Origin of the sequence: Nocardiopsis sp. LDBS1602 (assembly GCF_035818715.1) — a bacterium.
GTDB lineage: Bacteria > Actinomycetota > Actinomycetes > Streptosporangiales > Streptosporangiaceae > Nocardiopsis > Nocardiopsis alba.
On sequence record NZ_JAYLVW010000002.1, the window covers coordinates 217076 to 232719 of the forward strand.

Annotated in this window: 13 protein-coding genes and 1 CRISPR repeat array; of the genes, 6 read left to right on the forward strand and 7 right to left on the reverse strand. The window is 69.6% G+C overall.

What is annotated here, in order from left to right; translation table 11 throughout:
* Positions 1–16 precede the first annotated feature (16 nt).
* Both leuE and U9J66_RS09060 read left to right on the forward strand, forming a co-directional pair.
* Positions 17–679 (forward strand): leucine efflux protein LeuE, encoded by a 663-nt coding sequence (gene leuE / locus U9J66_RS09055; RefSeq protein WP_326337490.1) that lies wholly within the window; start codon positions 17–19, stop codon positions 677–679.
* Positions 680–842: 163 nt separating this feature from the next.
* Entirely contained in the window at positions 843–1715 is an 873-nt protein-coding gene (locus U9J66_RS09060) for an oxidoreductase (RefSeq protein ID WP_326337491.1), read from the forward strand.
* A 142-nt stretch (positions 1716–1857) separates the two neighbouring features.
* Here the strand turns inward: U9J66_RS09060 and U9J66_RS09065 are convergent, their stop codons facing one another.
* Positions 1858–4317 (reverse strand): penicillin acylase family protein, encoded by a 2460-nt coding sequence (locus U9J66_RS09065; protein WP_326337492.1) that lies wholly within the window; start codon positions 4315–4317, stop codon positions 1858–1860.
* A gap of 343 nt (positions 4318–4660) precedes the next feature.
* A complete protein-coding gene (gene fepB / locus U9J66_RS09070) occupies positions 4661–5668 on the reverse strand; it encodes a Fe2+-enterobactin ABC transporter substrate-binding protein (protein ID WP_014910508.1) in 1008 nt (335 codons plus the stop codon).
* Between the two features lie 35 nt (positions 5669–5703).
* Between fepB and fes the strand changes: the two genes are divergently transcribed.
* Positions 5704–7056, forward strand: coding sequence for an enterochelin esterase (fes, locus tag U9J66_RS09075; protein ID WP_042283816.1), 1353 nt, complete (start codon positions 5704–5706; stop codon positions 7054–7056).
* 21 nt (positions 7057–7077) lie between these two features.
* On the opposite strand, the gene U9J66_RS09080 is transcribed toward fes, so the two are convergent.
* From U9J66_RS09080 to U9J66_RS09090, 3 genes are all read right to left on the reverse strand, one after another.
* Positions 7078–8115, reverse strand: coding sequence for a nitronate monooxygenase (locus U9J66_RS09080; protein WP_326337493.1), 1038 nt, complete (start codon positions 8113–8115; stop codon positions 7078–7080).
* Positions 8116–8166: 51 nt separating this feature from the next.
* Positions 8167–9522: an MFS transporter gene (locus U9J66_RS09085; RefSeq protein WP_017533197.1), complete on the reverse strand. Its 1356-nt coding sequence runs from the start codon at positions 9520–9522 to the stop codon at positions 8167–8169.
* Between the two features lie 159 nt (positions 9523–9681).
* A complete protein-coding gene (locus tag U9J66_RS09090) occupies positions 9682–10146 on the reverse strand; it encodes a GNAT family N-acetyltransferase (protein ID WP_017533198.1) in 465 nt (154 codons plus the stop codon).
* 166 nt (positions 10147–10312) lie between these two features.
* Here U9J66_RS09090 and U9J66_RS09095 point away from each other — a divergent pair, with 166 nt between their 5' ends.
* The gene (locus U9J66_RS09095; protein ID WP_042283823.1) at positions 10313–12835 is read left to right on the forward strand and encodes a tetratricopeptide repeat protein; all 2523 of its coding nucleotides are present in this window, start codon (positions 10313–10315) and stop codon (positions 12833–12835) included.
* A 234-nt stretch (positions 12836–13069) separates the two neighbouring features.
* Positions 13070–13231 (forward strand): hypothetical protein, encoded by a 162-nt coding sequence (locus tag U9J66_RS09100; RefSeq protein ID WP_017533199.1) that lies wholly within the window; start codon positions 13070–13072, stop codon positions 13229–13231.
* A gap of 95 nt (positions 13232–13326) precedes the next feature.
* Here U9J66_RS09100 and U9J66_RS09105 read toward each other — a convergent pair whose 3' ends face one another.
* Both U9J66_RS09105 and U9J66_RS09110 read right to left on the reverse strand, forming a co-directional pair.
* Complete coding sequence (locus U9J66_RS09105) at positions 13327–13683, reverse strand: nucleotide pyrophosphohydrolase (RefSeq protein WP_017533200.1); 357 nt, start codon at positions 13681–13683, stop codon at positions 13327–13329.
* A gap of 470 nt (positions 13684–14153) precedes the next feature.
* On the reverse strand, positions 14154–14420 hold the full coding sequence (locus tag U9J66_RS09110; protein ID WP_017533201.1) for an AbrB/MazE/SpoVT family DNA-binding domain-containing protein: 267 nt from the start codon (positions 14418–14420) through the stop codon (positions 14154–14156).
* Between the two features lie 289 nt (positions 14421–14709).
* On the opposite strand from U9J66_RS09110, the gene U9J66_RS09115 reads away from it, so the two are divergent.
* Positions 14710–15123, forward strand: coding sequence for an NUDIX domain-containing protein (locus U9J66_RS09115; RefSeq protein WP_017533202.1), 414 nt, complete (start codon positions 14710–14712; stop codon positions 15121–15123).
* 122 nt (positions 15124–15245) lie between these two features.
* Positions 15246–15640: a CRISPR direct-repeat array (repeat unit 29 nt; unit sequence CTGCTCCCCGCGCACGCGGGGATGGACCC).
* Positions 15641–15644 lie beyond the last annotated feature (4 nt).

Here is a 15644-nt window from a genome sequence, read left to right on the forward strand (position 1 = left end):
GTGGAACACTGCGATCATGCTCGGCATCATCGACCTGCCCACCTACCTGGCCGGTCTCATCCTCATCGTGCTCCTCCCGGGGCCCAACTCGATCTACGTGCTCTCCGTGGCCGCGCGCAGCGGCACCCGGGCCGGGTACACGGCCGCCGCGGGGGTCTTCACCGGCGACGCCGTGCTCATGATCCTCGCCGCCGCGGGCGCCGCCACGCTGTTGGGCACCAACCCGCTGATCTTCGCGGTCGTCAAGTTCGTGGGCGCCGCCTACCTGGTGTGGATGGCGATCGGGATGCTGCGCACCGCCCACGCCATGTGGACCTCCCGGCATCAGCGGGCCGAGGAGCAGCGCGCCGCCGACGCCGCCCCGGCGCCGAGCACCGGAGAGCGGCCCTACCGACGGGCGCTGGTGGTCTCGCTGTTCAACCCGAAGGTGATCCTGTTCCTGATCTCCTTCTTCGTGCAGTTCGTCGACCCGAACTACGCCTACCCGGCGCTGTCCTTCCTGGTCCTGGGTCTGCTGTTGCAGCTGGTCAGCTTCCTGTACCTGTCCGCCCTGATCTTCAGCGGCACCCGGCTGGCGGCGGCCTTCTCCCGGCGTCGGCGTCTCTCCGCCGGAGCGACCTCGGTGGCGGGCGCCCTGTTCCTGGGGTTCGCGGTGAAGCTCTCCCTCAGCACCGCCTGACCTCGGCCGCCCACCACCGCTTCGGCCCGGTCCTCTCCTCATGAGGGCCGGGCCTCGTCCTTTCCGGGGGCACGCTCCCGGGCGGCGGGTTCTCGGGGACCGGTCCGACGCGTCCCGTCGAGAGGGTCGACGATCTTCGGGTGACCGCCCTAACGTTGAGGAGATGAGCGCCGAGAAGATCTCCATGCCCGACCTCAACGGTCGCACCGCCGTCATCACCGGGGCCAACAGCGGCCTCGGCCTGGAGACCGCCAAGGTCCTGGCCTGGCTCGGGGCCCGTGTGGTCCTGGCCGTGCGCGACACCGGGAAGGGGGAGGCCGCCGCCCGGTCGATCGAGGGCGGGACCGAGGTCCGCCGTCTCGACCTCGCCGACCTGGCCTCGGTGCGCGCCTTCGCGGAGGGGTGGAAGGGCGACCTCGAACTCCTGATCAACAACGCCGGGCTCATGGCGGTCCCGAAGTCCACCACCGAGGACGGCTTCGAGACCCAGTTCGGCGTCAACCACCTGGGCCACTTCGCCCTCACCAATCTGCTGCTGGAACACGTCACCGGGCGGGTGGTCACCGTCTCCTCCGGGCTGCACCGGCTCTCGCGCGGTATCCACTTCGACGACGTGAACCTGGAGAAGGGGTACACCCCCTACCGGGCGTACGGGCAGTCGAAGCTGGCCAACCTGCTCTTCACCCTGGAGTTGCAGCGCCGACTCGACGAGGTCGGATCGCCGGTGCTGGCCGTGGCGGCCCACCCCGGTTACGCGGCCACCAACCTTCAGGGGCGTACCGGGAACGCGCTGGAGGACCGGGCCATGGGGGTGCTGAACAAGGTCGTCGCGCAGAGCGCCGCGCACGGCGCCCTGCCCACGATCCACGCCGCCACCCAGGACGTGCCCGGCGCCTTCTTCGCAGGCCCCACGGGTCTGTTCATGAACGGCGCGCCCGGCCCGTCGAGTCGCTCCTCCGCCGCTCGGGACGCCGAGGCCGCCCGCCGGCTGTGGGATCTGTCCGAAGAGCTGACCGGGGTCTCCTTCCCGTTGTGAGACCGGTCCGGTGTAACGCAGAAGAACATGGGCATCGTTACCCCGGCACGTGGCCACCTCCGGGCGGGGAGAACGCGGTGCTGAAACGCCGACGGCCCCGGATGGCGTTACACCATCCGGGGCCGCGCGCCTCAAGGACCGGTCAGGGGGTGAGGGTGAGTTCGTCCGTGCTCGCCTCGCGGACGGCCTCCTCGGTCACCGCCCACGGCAGCGAGGAGCCCTCGGCCCACAGCTCCAACTGGTCGTCGTAGTTGGGGTGGAAGGCGTGCCCGGAGTTACCGGTGAGGTGGATCCAGGTGGAGGCGTCCCGGTCGGCCAGGTTCGCGACCATGCGCATGGACGGGACGGTGGTGATGCCGTACCCCTCGGTCGCGTTCCAGCCGGTCGCGTTGACGATGCTCGAACCGCCGGAGCTCTCCACCGGGCCGCGGTTGAACAGCCACTCCACCGGGGCGATCCCGGAGCTGCCGAAGGACTCGTGGGTGGCGGTGAGGGTGTGCAGATCGCCCCAACGCCAGTCGGCGGGGGTGTCGCCGAGCAGGTCGGTGAGCTCCTCGGCGGCCTCGTCCATGGCGGTGGCGAGCACCTCCTCGCGGCCGTCGGCCTTCTCACCCTCCCACCAGGAGGACTCGGGGTCCTCCAGCAGCAGGCCCACCACGTACATGCCGCGCGAACCGGTGTTCATGTCCACGTCGCCCAGCTCGTCGAAGAGCAGCGGCAGCAGGTGGCGCCAGGTGGCGTTGTAGAAGGCGGCGCCCGCCGAGTCGGTGTCGTTGACGTGGTCCCAGTCGGCCAGCTCCTCCTGGGCCTTCGCGGTGACCCCGTCGACCTCGACGTCCAACAGGTAGGGGGTGATGTCGACCGCGGCCTCGTGGCGCGAGTCCATCATCACGTCCTCCATGTCCTGGACGGTGACCGGACCGGCGGCGATCCGCTCCGCCAACAGGTCGTTGATCCGCTGACTCCGGTAGCCGTAGTCCCAGTCGGTGGTGAGGAAGTGCTCGTAGTCCTCGTCGACGACCGACTGGTTGGCGGTGACGATGAACCCGGACTCGGGGTTGAGCACGCTGGGCAGCTCGTCGAAGGGCAGGTACTCCTCATCCCAGTCGTAGTCGGAGTCCCAGCCCGGGGCGGGCCAACGGCCGTCGCCCTCGCCGCGCACCGGCACCCGGCCGGGCGCCTGGTAGCCGATGTTGCCCTCCTCGTCCGCGTAGACGAGGTTCTGCGCGGGGACCTCGAAGCGGGAGGCGCCGGCCCGGAACTCGTCCCAGTCGCGGGCGCGGTTCATGGCGAAGATGGCGTCGGCGGTGGCCCCTGGCTGGAGCGCGGTCCAGCTGAGGGAGACCGCGTAGGGGGCGTCGTCGCCCTCGGAGGGGTTCTCGCCGATGGTGGCCAGGTTCGCGCCGAGCCCGGTGTCGGACATGATCGGCCCGTGGTGGGTGGCGCGGATGGTGATGTCGACGTCCTCGCCGCCGGCGACCTCGATGGTGTCCTCGATGATCTCCAACGGGCGCTTCTCGCCGTCGACCACGTACTCGTCGCCCTCGATCCGCTCGAGGTACAGGTCCATGACGTCGGGGTTGAGGTTGGTGAAGCCCCAGGCGATGGAGTCGTTCTGGCCGATGATCACGCCGGGCAGCCCGGAGAAGCCGAAGCCGCTCACGTCGAAGGGGCAGGCCTCGCTCACCTCGGTGCAGTGGAGGCCGATCTGATGCCAGGTGGAGGGCATGGAGGCCCCGAGGTGGGGGTCGTTGGTCAGGAGCGGGGAACCGGTGTCGGTGTGCTCGCCGGAGACCACCCAGGAGTTGGAGCCCAGGTCGGGGTGGCCGGAGGGGCCGATGAGGTCGGGGATGGTGTCCTGGACGCCGGACAGGTTCGCGAGCGCGTCGAGGGCCTCGTCGGGAAGCTCGGGGGCTGAGGCCAGGTCGGCGTCGGGGGCGGCGCCGTCGTGCTCGTCGGTGTCGGTGATCGGGACGTGCCGCTCGGTCGGGTAGGCCGGGTACAGCTCCTCGATCAGGTCGCGGTCGAGACCGTTGGCGAGCAGCAGGGCGCGGTCGGTCTCCTCCTGGAGGTTGCCGCCCAGGTCCCAGGCCATGGCCTTGAGCCAGGCGAGGCTGTCGGTGGGGGTCCACGGCTCGATGTCGTAGTCGTCGGCGGTGATGCCGAGCAGACCGTACTCCAGGCTCGCGGAGAGCCCGTCGTTCTGGTCGAGCCAGGCGTTCACCCCGGCGGCGTAGGCGTCGAGGTAGCTCCGAGAGTCCTCGTCGAGGAGGTCGTACTCCTGCTCGGCGACCCGGCGCCAGCCCATGGTGCGCAGGTAGACGTCGGTCTCGACCTGGGCCTCACCGAAGAGTTCCGCGGTGCGCCCGGCCGTGACGTGACGGCGGAAGTCCATCTCCCAGAAGCGGTCCTGCGCGTGGGTGAAGCCCTGGGCGACGAAGAGGTCCTCGGCGTCGTCCGCGTAGATGTTCGCGACCCCGTACTCGTCGCGCAGCACGGTGACGGGGGAGCCCAGGGCGGGGAGGGAGAGCTCTCCGTCCGTGGTCGGGAAGGACCGGCGTACCGCCCACACCCCCAGGAGGGAGGCGATGAGGGCCAGCACGGCGATCGTCGCTATAAACCACAAAAGGACACGAAGTAGGACATTTTTCCGCAATACACCCATGGCGGAACCATAGAGTGTGCCGCGTCACGTGTTCCAGGCCTCACGACCTGCCGGTTTCAATCGTTACCAACAGGTAGGTAAGGGGAGATCGGGGCGGGATCGGCCCGAGTCGAGCGCCCGCCCTGTGACGTGCCCGGAGAGGGGTTCCGGAGGGTGTTCCCGAAGGTCGGGGGCCCCACGAATCGGCGCCCCCTGGAGGCGGAAAGGCCCCGACCGGATCCTTGGCCATCGCCGTGATCGTGGCGGCCCCGAGCCCTGGGGTCGGCTCGGGGCCGCGCGATCAACCCAGGAGTTCCACCAGCCGGTCGGCGATCAGCGGAACGCTGTAGTAGTCCAGCCGGAAGGCCTCCGCGCCCAGCGTGAAGGCGCGTCCCTCCTCGTAGGCCGGGGTGCTCTCCAGGATCGGCGCGGTCTCGGCGTAGTCGGCCGGCTCCTCGCCCTGGGTGTTCACGAACAGCAGCGTGCTGTCGCCGAAGTCGGAGGCGCGCTCGGGGGACAGGCGCACGATGTCCGCCCGCTCGGGCCCGCCCTGGTTCCCCGAGGCGGCGAGGTCCTCGGGCATCTCGTGCAGGGTCAGACCGAGCTCGTCGATCAGGCGGCCCTGCGCGGACTCGGAGGTGAAGACGTTGAACCCGTCCGGGGTGCCGGTGAGCACCACCACGTCCTCCTCGGCGGACAGGGCCTCGGAGGTCTCCGCCACGAGGTGTTCGTACTCCTCGGCGATCTCGTCGGCCCGGTCGCCGCGGTCGAAGGCCTCGGCGTATTGCTCGGTGAGCTCGGTCCAGGGGGTGTCGGACTCGCCGTAGACCACGGTGGGCGCGATCTCCGACAGCGTCTCGTAGGTGTCCTGGTCGATGGCGTCGGCGCCGAAGCCGTTGCCCACGATCAGGTCGGGGGCGGCGGCGCCGACCGCCTCCAGGGAGACCTCGGGGCCGGGCAGGGGCTCGACGCCGCGTTCGACGGCGACCTCGGCCCACTGGGCGAAGAAACCGTTGTCGTCGGTGAGGGCGGAGGGGCTGGTGGTGGAGGAGGCGGTGACGGGGATGTCGAGGCTCAGAAGCACCGCGGTGCTGGTGACGCTCACCGAGACCACGTTGGCGGGGTCGGCGGGGATCTCGGTCTCGCCGAACACGTGCTCCACGGTCCGGGTGCCGGAGGCCTCACCCTCGGTGGTGGAGGGGCTGTCGGTGTCGCCGGGGTCGGTCCCGCAGGCGGCGAGCACGAGTAGGGCGAGGGCGCCGGAGCAGGCCCCGGTGACCAGCGTGGATCTGGAGTGCGTTAGCTTCATGGGAGCAATATTTAGGTAAGGCTATCCTTATGTCAATGTCACGCGATGTGAACCCGACCCTCATGACCGTCCCGCCCCGTCTCAAGCGCGCCACCCGTCCTCCGCGAGGCGTCTCGCCGCTCATCACCGACCTCGAACGGGCCGCCGCCGAGGGGGACACGGACACCGAGGCCTTCTGGGAACGGGTCGAACGGACCGGCACACCGATCGTCGGAGAACGCGACGACCAGGGCCGACGCACCGCCACCTTCCTCTGGCGCGGCGGCGACGAGCTCGCCGACGTCATCCTCACCGCCGACCGGATCGCCGCCGCCGACTCCTACGAGCGCAACCGCATGGAGCGGATCCCCGGCACCGACGTGTGGCACCTCACCTACCTGATGCGCTCGGACTGGCGGGCCTCCTACAGCGTCGCCCCCGTCCCCGCCGACGGCACGCCCGCCCCCGAGAACGCCCTGTCGGCCACCACCCGCACGCGCCGCGAACGCGCCCTGGCCCTCTCCGACCCCGAGGACCGGCCCGCCGTCGCCCGATGGTTCGACGCCCTCGCCCACGCCCGCCCCGACCCCCGCGCCCGCGAAGCGCTGGACGCCCACCACTCGGTGGTCTCCCTACCCGAGGCGCCGCCCCGACTCCGGCACGACCCCGACGCCCCGCGCGGAACCCTCACCCGGCGCACCCTCGCCTCCGAGCGGCTCGGCAACACCCGCGACGTCTGGATCCACCGACCGGCACGGGAACCGGTCGACGGCACCTGGACCGTCGCGATCCTCCTCGACGGACGGACCTGGCACGACCTGCCCCTGGCCCCGCTGCTCGACGGCCTGATCGCCGACGGCACCCTGCCACCGATGCTCACGGTCATGGTCGACTCACTCGACCAGGCCACCCGCACCAGGGAGCTGGCCTGCCACGACCTCTTCGTCGACTTCCTCGACACCGAACTCCTGCCCTGGCTCGGTGAGCTCCACCCCGTCACCGACGACCCCGGCCGCACGCTCATCGCCGGCCAGAGCCTGGGCGGACTCACCGCCCTCTACGCGGCGCTGCGCCGGCCCGGACGCTTCGGACGGGTGCTGTCCCAGTCCGGCTCCTACTGGTGGCCCAACCCCGCCGTCACCGGGGGAGAGACCGAACGCACGGTGCGTCTGGTGCGCGAGGCCGACGCACTGCCCGAACACGTCCACCTCAGCGCCGGCCTGCACGAATGGGCGCTCCTGGGCGCCAACGGCCGCGTCCACGAGGCCCTGATCGAACGCGGCCGGGAACTCGGACTTCCCGGCGACTTCGCGGACTTCACCGAGTACAACGGCGGACACGACAAGGCGTGCTGGCGCGTCGACCTGCCCCACGGGCTGATCGCGCTCACCGAGGACCACGCCCGCTGACCGGGGGCGGGCGCGCGGCACTCAGATACGGGCGCCCGCCTCCACGGCCTCGGCCCGCAGCGTCGACACCAGCTCGCCCGCCGACAGCTCCCGCGAGCGCGCGAAACCGGTGCCCGCCCACAGCGCCATGCCCTGCGGGTCGGCCATCCGGGCGGCCGCCGCGCGCAGCGGCTTCGTCATGTGGTGCACCTCGGGGTAGGCGTCGGGCGCGTCCCGGTGCTCGGCCATGAACCGGTTGGTCAGCCCACGGGCCGGACGACCGGTGAAGGCCCGCGTCAGCGAGGTCTCCGCGAAGTCGGACCCGGCCAACGCCGCCTTGTGCAGCGGCTGCGCGCCGCTCTCGGGGCAGCGCAGGAACGCCGTGCCCGACTGCGCCGCGGCGGCACCGGCGGCCAACACCGCGGCGACGTCGGAACCGTCCATGATCCCGCCGGCGGCGATCACCGGCACGTCCACCGCGGCCACCACCTCCGGCAGCAGCTCCAGCAGCGGGCGGTCGTCCGCACGCTTCGGGTCGAAGGTGGCCCGGTGACCGCCGGCCTCCAGCCCCTGAACGCACACCCCGTCCGCGCCGCGCTCCACGGCGGTCCGGGCCTCGGCCACCGTGGTGACGGTGACGATCGTCGCCGACCCCGCCTCCCGGAACCCGGCCAGTACCTCCGCCGACGGGCAGCCGAAGGTGAAGCTCACGACCGGCACCCGGGCCTGGACGAGCAGGTCGATCTTGGCGGCCCAGCCGTCATCGTCGTACAGGGCCTCGCCCACCTCCACGCCGTAACGGAGCGCGTCCGAGGAGAGCGTGGCGCGGTAGGCCTCCGTCACCGACTCGGGGGCGGCGGCCTCGGAGGGGACGAACACGTTCACCCCGAACACGGTCGTGCCCGCGCCCCGGACCTCCTTCATCCGCCGGGCCAACGCCTCGACGCCCAGGTAGCCGGCGGCCAGCGAACCCAGCCCGCCCGCGCTGTCCACCGCCGTCACCAGCTCGGAGGTCGACGCCCCTCCGGCCATCGGCGCCTGGACGATCGGGCGTTCCCGCAGGAGTTCGGACAGGTCCATGGTCACTCGTTCCCCCCAGGTCGATTCGGGCGCAGGCTAACAGGTCGAGGGTCAGGGGCCCTTCGGCGACTCCTCCCGAGAACGCGTGTCCTCGGAGCGCTCACCGTTCTCCACGTCGAGCTCCTCGGCCTCCGCGTTCCGCCGCACCGCCCAGGTGAAGTCGATGGACTCGGGGACCAGTCGGGACAGGACCAGCGAGGCCATCGCCACCACCAGCGCGAGCACGGACAGCAGGGCGACGGCGGTGGGGATGCTCCACAGGTCCCACAGCAGCCCGAACGAGCCGGTCGTGACCGCGGCGCCGAACAGGGTCACCACCGTCACCGCCGAGAACATCGTGTTCCGGTTCGCGTCGGTGAACATGAGCTGGCTCCACACCCCCGACAGCACACCGCCCAGACCGATCAGGAACTCGGCGAGCACCAGCCCCACCACCAGCGGGATCACGTCATAGGCGGCCAAGAGCAGGGGGAGGGCGATACCGCTCGCCACCACCGGCCCCCACAGATGGGGGCGGTCCCGGTCCACCCAGCGCGCGCAGGCGGCGCCGGCCATCAGGGCCAGGCTCATCACCAGCAGGACCAGACCGTTCAGCCGCACGTCCTCGCCGCCGTACTCGGCGGCCAACAGGGGCTGCCAGGCGACCACGAGGAGCATGGTCGCGACCATCAGCGCGGACGCGAGCAGTACCAGCGGGAGGAAACGGCGCGAGGCGACCAGGACCACCGACTCCACGAGGATCGCGCCGACCCGACGGTCCGGGTCGACCGGCGTGGTGGGGAAGCACTTCGGCGCGAGCAGGGCCAGGACCAGGAGCAGGACGCCGCCCACGGCCACCAGGGGACCGGCGGACAGCCACGTGCCGGCGATCATCACCGAGGCCGCGCCCAGGACCGAACCCAGCCGCGTGGAGACCGCGGAGATCCGGACGATCCGCTCGATACGGGCGGTGCGGTCCGTCGTGCCGACCCGGTTGACCAGGATCGCGCTCAGGGTGCCGGACTTCAGCGAGGCACCGACGTGGCCCAGACACATGCCCACCAGGGTCAGGACCAGGCCCGAGGCCATACCGATGGTGAGGAGCCCGACGCCCCAGAACACGAGGCCGACCGTCAGCAGACGACGGTGTCCGTACCGGTCGCCCAGGGCACCGCTCGGGGCCTCCATCAACAGCCCGATGACCTGTCCCGCCGCGATGATCGCGCCCACCATCCACGGGTCGGCGCCACGGGCGAGGATGACGGTGACGAAGACGGCGCCGTAGACGAAGTCGGCCAGGGTGGACAGGCTCGTGTAGACGCCCAGCCGGGCGAGGAGGGAGACCCTGCCGTCGCCGGGGGAGGCCGTGGGGGTGGCGGGCTCGGAGGTGGAAGGACCCGGGGTCTCGTGTCGGGGGGACGTGGTCATGGCCGGACCGCTTCCGTCGGGACCCGTGCTCGGGCCGTGCGGGTTTCGCCGACGGTAACAGTGCCCGTCCCGGCACTCCACGTGTTTTCAGATGCCCGAGGGAGGGGTCCGGAAGAGCCGGCCGCTCGGCGCCCGGTCGAGTCCCTTGAGAACGGTGGCTCAGGTCAGGGGCCGGGACCAGGCGACCTCGCGGTCGAGCTGCCCGGTCTCCTTGAACAGCCGTACCTGGTGGGTCTCGCTCAGGACGTTCGCGAGTTCGTACCGGTCGGCCGGCGCGCAGCCCAGGCTCCGCCAGAAGGGGCCGGAGCGGCGGCTGAACAGCCAGGCGGTGGAGGCGCCCTCCTCCGCGGCCTTCTCGAAGGCGAACCGGGCGAGGGCGCTCCCCTTGCCGGAGGAACGGTGCGCGGGGTGGACCGCGACGCTTCTGATGAGCGCGTGGGCGCGGTCGTCGCCGATCTCGTAGCCGGTACTGGCGATGATCGCGCCGTCGTCGTCACGCTCGACCCACAGGCGGACGGTGGGGGAGTCGAGTCCACTGAGGGTCAGGTCCACGACCTGGAGAAACTCGGCGAGCGCCGGGGCGTCGTGCGCGCTCACCTTGTTCAAGGTGGTGCTGATGCTCATGGTCCGAGTAGATCACCCGGGCCTCCGCGGCCGGCGAGCAGGTGGCCGCGGGCGTTCGAGATGAGACCCGACGACCCTTCCGACCGCGTACGGGCCGGGATCGCGTGTTCGGGAGCGCGTCAGCATACTCGTAAGGGTCCCCGCCCCCCGGCCAGGAGAAGCCACCATGCTCGACGGTTCCTCGGATCGCTCCGTCTCCAACTCGATGAGGGACGTCCACGGTGGGCTGGTCATCCAGATGCGTGACCAGTTCGGGGAGATCCACCTTCACCAACAGCGGCCGGACGAGACCGTCCCGCTCCCTCCCGTGCACGAATGGCCCCGGTGCGGGGACACGGCGCCCGAGACGGTCGGGGTGCACCCCACCAGACAGAGTGAGGGGCTCCCACCTCTCCCGCCGTACGTGCTCAGGGAGACGGACCGGGAACTCCGCGCGAGGATCCGGGACGCGAAGCGGGGAGGGTTCGTACTGGTCACCGGACCCTCCAGCGTGGGGAAGACCCGTGCCGCGTTCGAGGCCGTTCGGGCGGAGCTGCCCCGCCACACCTTCCTGGCCCCGGCCGAGAACGCCGATCTGAGCGGACTCCCCGCGCTGGCCGGGACCCGTCGGCTTCGGTCGGGTCTGGTGCTGTGGTTGGACGACCTCAACCGCTATCTGTCCCGCGACTCCGTGAACCTGTCCCTCCTGAACCGGCTGATCGAGGCCCGGGTCACCGTGGTGGCCACCATCAACAACAAGGCGCTCAAGGCACAGTTCGATCGGGTCGATGGGACGAGCGACACCGTCCGCCTGCTCAGGGCCGCCGACCCTCTGCCGATCGGGCAGGTCTGGACGGCGGACGAGGTCGATCGGGTCTCCGAGGCGAAGGATGAGCGCTTGGAGGCGGCTTTGACCGCGCAGGAGGGGAGCCCACGCGTCGCCGAGTATCTGGTGGCGGGCCCCCAGGTATTGCGGGACTGGCGTGTGGCCCGCGAACCCGGCGACGACGGTCACCCCAGGGGGTACGCCCTGGTGGCCGCGGCGCTCGATCTGCGTAAGACCGGGCTGTGGAGGCCGCTGTCACGAGAGCTGTTGGAGGAGCTGCACCACCTCTATCTGAGGGAGGACACCGACCCCGAACCGTTGGAGGAGGCCTGGCGTTGGGTGAGCGAGCTACGGTACGGAGTCGCCCGCCTGCTCGTTCCGGACGACACCGGGCCCGGCCTGTGGGACCCCTACTACTACCTCCTGGAGACGGCGCACCGATTCGATGAGGAGGAGATCCCCGAACAGGTGTGGGAGGCCGCCGAGGGACGGCTTCGAGAGGTCACCGATCGCATCTCCTACGGCATGCGGGCCGTGGCCCATGACCGGAAGGAGTACTGCGTACGGGCGCTGCGACCGCTCCCCGTCGATGAGCTGGTCCGGGCGGCCGTCATCGCGGGGAGGAGGGGGCACACCGACATGACCAGACTGGCGTTCGACCTGGCACTGGACATTGACGCGGGCACCGCCCACTACTACGTCGCGCTCCACTACTGGGATGAGGGGCCCACGGACGAGAACATCGGCATCCTACGCAGATCCGCCGAGCACGGGAACCTCGACGGTATGAGCATGCTCGCCCTCTACCTGTTCCTCCGCAAGCGCTATGAGGAGGCCCGGCCGTGGTTCCTACGGGCGGCAGAGGGCGGAGACGTCAGGGCCATGACCCTGGCGGCGCTGTACGCCGAGCGTGAGAAAGACCCCGATGAGGCCGAGAAGTGGTACCGGGCGGCGGCCGAGGCCGGGGGCGCTTGGCAGATGCACGAACTCGGCATCCACCTGCTCCGATACGCAGACCGAGAGGAGGCCGTGGGTCGCCTCGGGGAGGCTTCGGCGAACGGCTATGCCCTCGCCACCTGGGCTCTGGCCGAGCTGATGTTCCAGGACGGAGATCATGATGAGGCCGAGCGGCTTCGTCAGAGTGTTCCCGAAACGGAGCGAGCGGAGCTGATCGTCGAGATCGCCGAGGTCCTCGGACCGATCATGTACTTCCATGAACGGTGGGACGACGCGGAACGACTATGGCGTGCCGCAGCGGAGGCGGCCCCCGATCAACCGGGGCCGCGTGTGAACCTGGGGTGGTTTCTCCACATGAGAGAGCGCCACCAAGAGGCCATCGCGGAGGTGAGAGGCCTCGCCATGAAGGGGGACGAGGACGCGATGCTGCTCCTCTCCTCATGCTTGGAACACACCGACAGCAGGTTCATGGGGCGTGGGTGGTCGAACCTGTGGTTCCGCTCCAGGTACAAGAGCTACTACAGGAGGGTCAGACTCCACGTCATCTGTGCCTGCGCAGCGTTCCTCGTTCCCGAGGCGCTGCTGTTGGGCGCGCTGACCTCTCAGGACACGAATCCGGTTCGAACGCCGCTCCTGGTGGCCGGTCTGGCCGTGTTCCTCGTGGTCCTGACCGTCCCCTACCTGTTCCGCAGGGGCGGGTTCTTCCTGCCCCGACCGGTGGCGACCCTGGCCGCGGTCGGTACGTCGATCGTGGGCCTGGCCCCGGCTCTGATCCTGGGACCGGAGGCCGGTGCCTGGCTGCTTCTCGCCGTGCCCGTGGTCCCCTTCGCTCTGAGGGCGATGTCCGAGCACCTCATCGTCGACCTGGGCCCCGTCGACGATGAGGAAGAGGGGGGGAAGGAGAGGGACGCGAGCCCGTCCGAGTGACCGCCTGTGCCGTGGGCGCGGGGCCTTCCGGTCGGGAAGCTGTTCCTACCGGTCGGTCTCTTCCCTATGACAGGTCTCTTTCAGCAGAGTCTTGAGATCGTCGGTTCCTGTGAGGGGAAATCCTTGAACAGAGCACTCATCTATTAAAGTTTAAAGCTTTATACTTTAATGGATCGTATTTCTGTGAAAGGAAAGCACCGATGGCCACATGGGAAGAGGAGCACTGGCAGTCCAGTGTGGCCTCCGGCGTGCCCCGGTCCGCGCGGCGCGACCGCCTACCTGGCCCGTGAGGTGCTGGAGTTGATCACGATGGCCGAGCGCGCCTTGGCCAGTACCAGGTTCGACACACGTGTCTCGGCCCCCGGCCGTTCCGTGCCGGCGCGGCCGCAGGTCTGAAGGCGGAACGTCCACCTGCTTCGTGCCGGAGTGGTGTCGCGGAGGCATCCACGCGCTGTGAGAAGTAGCGGGCGAGCCCGGACGGGAAACTGTTCCTACCGGTCGAGGTCGGTGTACTTGGTGGCCGTGCCGTAGGCGCGGTCGACGGGGTACCTGGTGTCGTTGAGGTCGATCTTGTCCTTCAGGGCCTGTTCGAGGTCCACGTCCAGGACGGTCGCCAGGCGCAGGAGGTAGGAGAGGACGTCGGCCATCTCCTGGCGTACGGCCTCGGCCTTGGCGGGGTCCTCCATGACCGTCTGGGATTGTTCGGGGGTCAGCCACTGGAACTCGGCGGCGAGCTCGCCCGCCTCACCGGCCAGCGCCATGGCCAGGTTCTTGGGGGTGTGGAACTGTTCCCAGTCCCGCCGCCGCGCGAAGTCGGCCAGGGCGAGCTGAAGCGAGGAGATGGACATGGTCGAGGGATATCACGCTTGAGCGGGGACGGCCCACTCGGACCGGAGAGGGGGAGGGAGTGTCCGGACGTCCTGGCGGCTCGGAGGTCCGGGCACGGGTCTTCGACATGACCTGAGGAGATCTGAGTGGGTACACCCACTCAGATCTCCTTACGTTTCGAGCTCAGGGAGGGCCCGGGCTGAAGATGGTGTGAGTGCCGACCCGACGCCAGATCACGTGCGGCTTGCCTGGGAAGCGTTCGTCTCCGTACTCCCATGTGGCTCGACCATCAGGTGCCCAAGTCATCTCGTAGACACCCGGAGCGCCCTGGACGCCCTTGACCCGAAGGCTGGGGCGGAACTCCCCTTTCTGTACATCGGGCGCGAACTCGCCCGTGACCACGCGCCGAAAGCGCGTGACCTGCTCCCTGGTCAGTTTCTTGAAGTCCGCCTTGAAGCGGGGGGTGGTAGCGAACGTGGCCAACGGATCTTCAGCGCTCCTGTTCAAGAGCGTCGAACATCGACTCCGCGTCCTCGAACTCCTCGGTCCGACCGGCGGCGATCTGCTCACTGGCCTCCCGTTCACCCTGCTGCCACTCCCGGTCCCAGAACCAGGCCTGATCGGCCGGGACCACGGTCATGCCGCGCAGTACGACCTGACCGTCCTCACCGATCTCGAATTCGACCTCGTCGCCTTCACGGATGTGCAGCGCCTCGGTGACCTCCCGAGGCAGAGTGAGCTGGTTCTTACGACGCATCACCGAACGTCGACGTCTCTTCTTCGTGTCCTTCACTTTCGAGGACCTCTCTGTCGTGCTGCGCCGCTTCCCCAACCGGCGGCACCTTGTCTTAATCCTACAGTCAGAAAGTCGGATTTTCCGAAGCCTTGGCGATTCACTTTGGACCTGCCGAGTCTGCGAGCGTCGTTCACCCCCGTGATCGACGGCCACCGCATTCTCCGGATGACGATCGGAGCGGTGCTCACACCTGTGCTCGGCGCACCCGTTCGTCTTCCGGCGGCCGACGGAAGACGTCTACTGTGGCCGCATGCGAGTCGACGACCGGTCTCGTGGCGCGGTGGCCATCATCGCCAACGCCCGCGGAGACCTCCTGCTGCATCTGCGCGATGACCTTCCTCAGATCGCCTGGCCCGGTCATTGGTCGGTGCTGGGCGGTGGGTGCGATCCGGGTGAGAGCCCACGTCAGACGATCGTGCGCGAACTGGACGAGGAGGCCGGGTTGGTCGTCGAGGACTTGGTCGAGCTGTTCGAGGTCCCCGATGTTCACGGGTCCGGGCGGCTTCTCACCTTCTACGCCGGAGTGTGGGACGGAGACGCCGAGGCCCTGCCGCTGACCGAGGGGGTCAAGCTCGCCTGGGTCGCCCCCGATCTTCTCGACACCCTGCTGATGCCGCCCTTCATCCGTACCGCGCTCTATCGCTATCTGGAGGATCGTTCCTGACCACGGCGTTGGCCTGAACGCGGTCGGCTTCGAACGGGAGGGCGAGGGGTGTCGGTTTTGTCTGTTTCTCGACAACATGCAGAAATGACGGGTCGGCCGGGATAGCGTTGCAGGTCAGAAAGCTGCTCCCCGCGCACGCGGGGATGGACCCGCCGCACGTTCTACCAGATCCGGTGCGACACCCTGCTCCCCGCGCACGCGGGGATGGACCCTCGAAGGGCGTCTCGTTGGCGCGCTTCTGGCCCTGCTCCCCGCGCACGCGGGGATGGACCCGAGCCCCAGGAGACCGTGCTGGTGCGCCATGTCTGCTCCCCGCGCACGCGGGGATGGACCCAGCACGCACGAAACACGAAGGAGCCCTCATGGCTGCTCCCTGCGCACGCGGGGATGGACCCTACGTGACCGCGTACCTGGACGAGAACCCGCACTGCTCCCCGCGCACGCGGGGATGGACCCTCGTCGTGGCCCTCGGTCGCCTTGGTCGTGGGGTGCTCCCCGCGCACGCGGGGTTGGACCTCACT

Coding starts and splice junctions, on each gene's coding strand:
- U9J66_RS09110 (WP_017533201.1), bottom strand. CDS start 14,420: ATGCGTCGTAAGAACCAGCTCACTCTGCCTCGGGAGGTCACCGAGGCG.
- U9J66_RS09105 (WP_017533200.1), bottom strand. CDS start 13,683: ATGTCCATCTCCTCGCTTCAGCTCGCCCTGGCCGACTTCGCGCGGCGG.
- U9J66_RS09085 (WP_017533197.1), bottom strand. CDS start 9,522: ATGACCACGTCCCCCCGACACGAGACCCCGGGTCCTTCCACCTCCGAG.
- U9J66_RS09060 (WP_326337491.1), top strand. CDS start 843: ATGAGCGCCGAGAAGATCTCCATGCCCGACCTCAACGGTCGCACCGCC.
- U9J66_RS09080 (WP_326337493.1), bottom strand. CDS start 8,115: ATGGACCTGTCCGAACTCCTGCGGGAACGCCCGATCGTCCAGGCGCCG.
- U9J66_RS09090 (WP_017533198.1), bottom strand. CDS start 10,146: ATGAGCATCAGCACCACCTTGAACAAGGTGAGCGCGCACGACGCCCCG.
- fes (WP_042283816.1), top strand. CDS start 5,704: ATGTCACGCGATGTGAACCCGACCCTCATGACCGTCCCGCCCCGTCTC.
- fepB (WP_014910508.1), bottom strand. CDS start 5,668: ATGAAGCTAACGCACTCCAGATCCACGCTGGTCACCGGGGCCTGCTCC.
- U9J66_RS09095 (WP_042283823.1), top strand. CDS start 10,313: ATGCTCGACGGTTCCTCGGATCGCTCCGTCTCCAACTCGATGAGGGAC.
- leuE (WP_326337490.1), top strand. CDS start 17: ATGCTCGGCATCATCGACCTGCCCACCTACCTGGCCGGTCTCATCCTC.
- U9J66_RS09115 (WP_017533202.1), top strand. CDS start 14,710: ATGCGAGTCGACGACCGGTCTCGTGGCGCGGTGGCCATCATCGCCAAC.